Consider the following 4660-nt stretch of genomic DNA (forward strand, 5'->3'; position numbering starts at 1 on the left):
GGACGAACTCGCCGCGCTGGCGCTGCCCGTCGTCCGCCAGCCACGCGGGCAGCGTCGCCGCTTCGGCGGTGTGCACGGTCTCGAACTGCTTGGTCAGCTCGCGGCAGACGGTGACCCGGCGCTCAGGGGCCAGTTCGGCCAGCAGCGCGATCAGCTCGACGATGCGGTGCGGCGCCTCGAACACGACCTGGCTCTGGCCTTGCACGCCCAGCAGCGCCTGCAGCGCCGTGCGGCGCTCCCCAGCCTTGGTCGGCAGAAAGCCGGCAAACGCGAAGGCCGTGGCCGTCGCGTCGCCGGCTACGCTGAGCGCCGTCACCGCGCTGCTGGGGCCGGGCAGCGGCAGCACGCGGTAGCCGGCCGCCGCGACCTGCTGCACCAGCACGGCGCCGGGGTCGGAGATGGCCGGCGTGCCGGCGTCTGACGCATAGGCCACACGCTCGCCCGCCGCCAGGCGCGCGATGACCGCTGCACTGCCCTCGCGCTCGTTGTGCTGGTGCAGCGCGATCAGCGGCTTGTGCAGGCCGAGATGGCGCAGCAGCCCGCCGCCCTGGCGCGTGTCCTCGCAGGCCAGCGCGTCGACCAGGCTCAAGGCATGAATGGCGCGCAGGCTCAGGTCGGCGAGGTTGCCGATGGGCGTGGCGACGAGGTAGAGCGTGGCGGCCGGATACTGCTGGCCACCGGCCGCGGCTTGCGCAGCCTGGCGAAGCAGAGAGGCATCGATGTTCAAGTGGGGCTCTCGTTCGAAACCCGACCGTGCCGAAATCGGCCTGGCGGGCGAGGACGCGGCGCTCGCGCATTTGCAGCGCGCGGGCTTGGCATTGCTGGAGCGCAATTATCGAGTCGGCGCCGGCCCGGCACGGCGCGCCGGCGAGGTCGACCTCATCATGCGCGCGGCCGACGGCACGCTGGTCTTCGTCGAGGTGCGCGCGCGGGCCGGCATGTCCCACGGCGGCGCGGCAGCCAGCGTCACGACACGCAAGCAGCAGCGCCTGATCTACGCCGCCCAGCACTACCTGCTGCGCCATGCCTGCCCGCCGCCCTGCCGATTCGATGTGGTCGCACTCGATGGAGACCAGCTGACCTGGCTCCAGGGCGCCTTCGATACCGGCTGACTATGATCCGGCCCCAATGATCGAGCAACGCATCCAGCAGCAATTCTTCGAGAGCGCCGACCTGCTCTACCAGGCCGCCGAGCAACTGGCCCGCCCCCTGGCGATGGCCGCACAGATGGTGGTGGACGCCATCACCGGGGGCAACCGCATCCTCTGCGCCGCGCACGGCCTGGCCAGCATGGACGCCGACTACCTGGCTGCCCGCCTGGCCGGCCGCTTCGAGCAGGAACGCCCTGGCCTGGCCGCGTGGAGCCTGGCCGCGCAAGCCCGCGACGCCGCCGGCCTGGACATTGCGCGCCTGCTGCAGGCCCATGGCCACCCCGGCGACGTGCTGGTCATGATCGAGCCCCTGCGCGAGCAGCGCGACGCCTGGCAGCCGGCCCTGGCGGTGGCCCATGCGCAGGAAATGAGCATCATTGCCCTGACCGCCCAGCCGCCCGGCGCCGCCGACGAGTGGCGCGGCCTGCTGCTGGACACCGACATCCAGATCCGCGTCAGCCACGGCCGCGAGCCGCGCGTTGTCGAAGCCCAGCGCGTGCTGATGCATGCCCTGGCCGACGCCGTCGACCTGCAACTGCTGGGCAGCGACGAGTAAACCAATTGACGGAATCCCGATGAAAAAATTCTCCCTGACTCTGACCGCCGCCGTCCTGGCCAGCCTGCTTGCCACCGGCTGCGCACCGCTGCTGATCGGCGGCGCAATGGTGGGCGGCGTCAACGTCGCCACCGACCGCCGTACCTCGGCCACCCAGCTGGAGGACGAGACCATCGAGATCAAGGCCGGCGCGCGCATCCGCGAGCAGCTCGGCGACCGCGTGCACATCAATGTCAACAGCTACAACCGCGTCGCGCTGATCACGGGCGAGGCCCGCAATGAGGCGGACCACGCCGCCGTGGAGCGCATCGTCGGCGGCGTCGAGAACGTCACCAAGGTGCTCAACGAAGCCGAGGTGACGATGCACAGCTCGCTGAGCAGCCGCTCCAACGACGTGCTCATCCAGGGCAAGGTCAAGGCCCGGCTCATCGATGCGCGCGACCTGCTCAGCAATGCCTTCTACGTGGTCGTTGAGCGCGGCACCGTCTACCTGATGGGCCGCGTGAGCGAGCGCGAGGCCAACCGCGCCACCGAGATCGCGCGTCAGGTCGGCGGCGTCAAGAAGGTGGTGCGGGCGTTCGAGATCATCAGCGAGGAAGAACTCGCCCGCATCACGCCAAAGAAGCAGTAAACCGGTGTAGCGCGGGTCGAGACCCGCGCTACAGCCGCTTGATCAGTGAGGACGTGTCCCAGCGGTTGCCGCCCTGCGCCTGCACGTCCGCATAGAACTGATCCACCAAGGCGGTCACCGGCAGGCGCGAGCCGTTGCGGCGCGCTTCGTCGAGCACCAGGCCCAGGTCCTTGCGCATCCAGTCCACCGCAAAGCCGAAGTCGAACTTGCCCTCGACCATGGTCTTGCCACGGTTGTCCATCTGCCAGCTCTGGGCCGCGCCCTTGCCGATGACGTCCAGCACCTGGGCCATGTCCAGGCCTGCGTTCTGGCCGAAGCGCACCGCCTCGGCCAGACCTTGCACGAGGCCGGCGATGCAGATCTGGTTGACCATCTTGGCCAGCTGGCCCGAGCCCGTCCCGCCCAGCAGCGTCACCGCCTTGGCAAAGGCCAGTGCCACCGGCTTCATCATGTCGAAGGCCGCGGCGTCGCCACCGCACATCACCGTCAGCACGCCATTCACCGCGCCGGCCTGGCCGCCGGATACCGGCGCGTCGATGAAGGCGATGCCACGCTTGCCGCCCTCGGCCTGCAGTTCGCGCGCGACGGCGGCCGAGGCCGTCGTGTGGTCCACGAGGATGGCGCCCGACGTCATGCCAGCCAACGCGCCCGCATCGCCCAGCACGACGGCGCGCAGGTCGTCGTCGTTGCCCACGCAGCAGAACACGAACTCGGCGCCCTGTGCCGCCGCAGCCGGCGTCGCGGCGAAGCTGCCGCCATAGGTCCGCACCCAGGCCTCGGCCTTGGCCGGCGTGCGGTTGTAGACCGTGACGTGGTGGCCGGCGCGCGCCAGGTGGCCGGCCATCGGATGGCCCATGACGCCCAGGCCCAGGAAGGCGATGCGACGCGGGGGAACGGGGTCGTAGGTGCGGGTGTTCATGCTCAAAGGATGGTCAGGTGTTCGGTGCCGGTGGACAGGTCGCCGCTGCGTGCGCGCTCACTGTTGAGCTTGATCTGCAGGCGCAGGTCGTTGACGGAGTCGGCGTTGCGCAGTGCGTCTTCGTAAGTCACCTTGCCGGCCTCGTAGAGGTCGAACAGCGCCTGGTCGAAGGTCTGCATGCCCTGCTCGCGCGAACGCTTCATCAGCTCCTTGATCTCGGTGATCTCGCCCTTGAAGATCAGGTCCGAGATCAGCGGCGTGTTCAGCAGGATCTCGACCGCGGCGACGCGGCCCTTGCCTTCGCGGCGCGGCAGCAGGCGCTGGCTGATGAGGGCGCGCAGGTTCAGCGACAGGTCCATCAGCAGCTGCTGGCGGCGGTCTTCGGGGAAGAAGTTGATGATGCGGTCCAGCGCCTGGTTGGCGCTGTTGGCATGCAGCGTGGCCATGCAGAGGTGGCCGGTCTCGGCGAAGGCAACGGCGTGCTCCATGGTCTCGCGGTCGCGCAGCTCGCCCATCAGGATGACGTCGGGCGCCTGGCGCAGCGAGTTCTTCAGCGCGGCCTCCCAGCTGTCGGTATCCAGGCCGAGTTCGCGCTGCGTGACGATGCAGTTCTTGTGCGGGTGCACGAACTCGATCGGGTCCTCGATGGTCACGATGTGGCCGTAGGTCGTCTCGTTGCGCTCGTCGATCATCGCGGCCAGCGACGTGCTCTTGCCCGAGCCGGTGGCGCCGACGACGATGACCAGACCGCGCTTGTGCTGCACCACCTCGCGCAGCACGACAGGCAAGTCCAGCGAAGTGATGGTCGGCAGCGTCGACGGGATGGTGCGCAGCACCAGGCCGACCTGGCCCTGCTGCAGGAAGGCGTTGACGCGGAAGCGCCCGACGCCATGCGGCGTAATCGCGAAATTGCACTCCTTGCTGCGCTCGAACTCGGCCGCCTGCTTGTCGTTCATGATGGCGCGCGCCAGCTGCAGCGTGTGCTGGCCGGTCAGCGGCTGGGGCGACACCTTGGTCAGCTTGCCATCCACCTTGATGGCCGGCGGGAACTCCGCCGTCAGGAAGAGGTCGGAGCCCTTGCGCGACAGCATCAGCCGCAGCAGGTCGTTGATGAATTTCGAGGCCTGGTCGCGTTCCATGATGGGATCCTAGGAAATGCAACCACAGAGGCACAGAGGCACGGAGGGAACAGCCATGAGAGTCGGCTTCCTCTGTGTCTCTGTGCCTCTGTGGTTGCCTATGAATTGAGGTCAGCCGGGGAAGTTCTCGGGGAACTTGGCCTTGGAGCGCGCTTCCGCCGGAGAAATGATGTTGCGCCTCACCAGGTCGGTCAGGTTCTGGTCCAGGGTCTGCATGCCTTGCGAATTGCCGGTCTGGATGGATGAATACATCTGCGCCACCTT

The 4660-nt window shown here is 68.5% G+C and carries 6 protein-coding genes and 1 pseudogene; 3 read left to right on the plus strand and 4 right to left on the minus strand.

Translation table 11 applies throughout. The features are described from left to right. The coding region (rsmI, locus tag ACT6S0_RS26605) for a 16S rRNA (cytidine(1402)-2'-O)-methyltransferase (RefSeq protein ID WP_444766740.1) at positions 1 to 727 on the minus strand (727 nt) is incomplete at its 3' end. Here rsmI and ACT6S0_RS26610 point away from each other — a divergent pair. Genes ACT6S0_RS26610 through ACT6S0_RS26620 form a run of 3 tightly spaced genes read left to right on the plus strand, consistent with a single transcriptional unit; the run spans position 720 to position 2338 of the window. Next, complete coding sequence (locus tag ACT6S0_RS26610; RefSeq protein ID WP_444766741.1) at positions 720 to 1112, plus strand: YraN family protein; 393 nt, start codon at positions 720 to 722, stop codon at positions 1110 to 1112. The genes rsmI and ACT6S0_RS26610 overlap by 8 nt on opposite strands. A 16-nt stretch (positions 1113 to 1128) precedes the next feature. Continuing rightward, entirely contained in the window at positions 1129 to 1707 is a 579-nt protein-coding gene (locus ACT6S0_RS26615) for an SIS domain-containing protein (protein WP_444766742.1), read from the plus strand. 19 nt (positions 1708 to 1726) lie between these two features. After that, complete coding sequence (locus tag ACT6S0_RS26620) at positions 1727 to 2338, plus strand: BON domain-containing protein (RefSeq protein ID WP_444766743.1); 612 nt, start codon at positions 1727 to 1729, stop codon at positions 2336 to 2338. Between the two features lie 28 nt (positions 2339 to 2366). On the opposite strand, the gene ACT6S0_RS26625 is transcribed toward ACT6S0_RS26620, so the two are convergent. The 3 genes and pseudogenes from ACT6S0_RS26625 to ACT6S0_RS26635 all read right to left on the minus strand — a co-directional run. Then, complete coding sequence (locus tag ACT6S0_RS26625; protein WP_444766744.1) at positions 2367 to 3257, minus strand: NAD(P)-dependent oxidoreductase; 891 nt, start codon at positions 3255 to 3257, stop codon at positions 2367 to 2369. 2 nt (positions 3258 to 3259) lie between these two features. After that, the gene (locus ACT6S0_RS26630; protein ID WP_444766745.1) at positions 3260 to 4396 is read right to left on the minus strand and encodes a PilT/PilU family type 4a pilus ATPase; all 1137 of its coding nucleotides are present in this window, start codon (positions 4394 to 4396) and stop codon (positions 3260 to 3262) included. Positions 4397 to 4507: 111 nt separating this feature from the next. After that, positions 4508 to 4660: pseudogene (locus ACT6S0_RS26635) on the minus strand (twitching motility protein PilT); the annotation flags it as partial.

This window comes from Roseateles sp., from assembly GCF_052436255.1.
Classification (GTDB): domain Bacteria; phylum Pseudomonadota; class Gammaproteobacteria; order Burkholderiales; family Burkholderiaceae_C; genus Pelomonas.

What these genes read in the sequence shown, in the direction of transcription:
- ACT6S0_RS26615 (WP_444766742.1), top strand. Translation starts at nt 1,129, where the DNA reads ATGATCGAGCAACGCATCCAGCAGCAATTCTTCGAGAGCGCCGACCTG.
- ACT6S0_RS26610 (WP_444766741.1), top strand. Translation starts at nt 720, where the DNA reads ATGTTCAAGTGGGGCTCTCGTTCGAAACCCGACCGTGCCGAAATCGGC.
- ACT6S0_RS26630 (WP_444766745.1), bottom strand. Translation starts at nt 4,396, where the DNA reads ATGGAACGCGACCAGGCCTCGAAATTCATCAACGACCTGCTGCGGCTG.
- ACT6S0_RS26620 (WP_444766743.1), top strand. Translation starts at nt 1,727, where the DNA reads ATGAAAAAATTCTCCCTGACTCTGACCGCCGCCGTCCTGGCCAGCCTG.
- ACT6S0_RS26625 (WP_444766744.1), bottom strand. Translation starts at nt 3,257, where the DNA reads ATGAACACCCGCACCTACGACCCCGTTCCCCCGCGTCGCATCGCCTTC.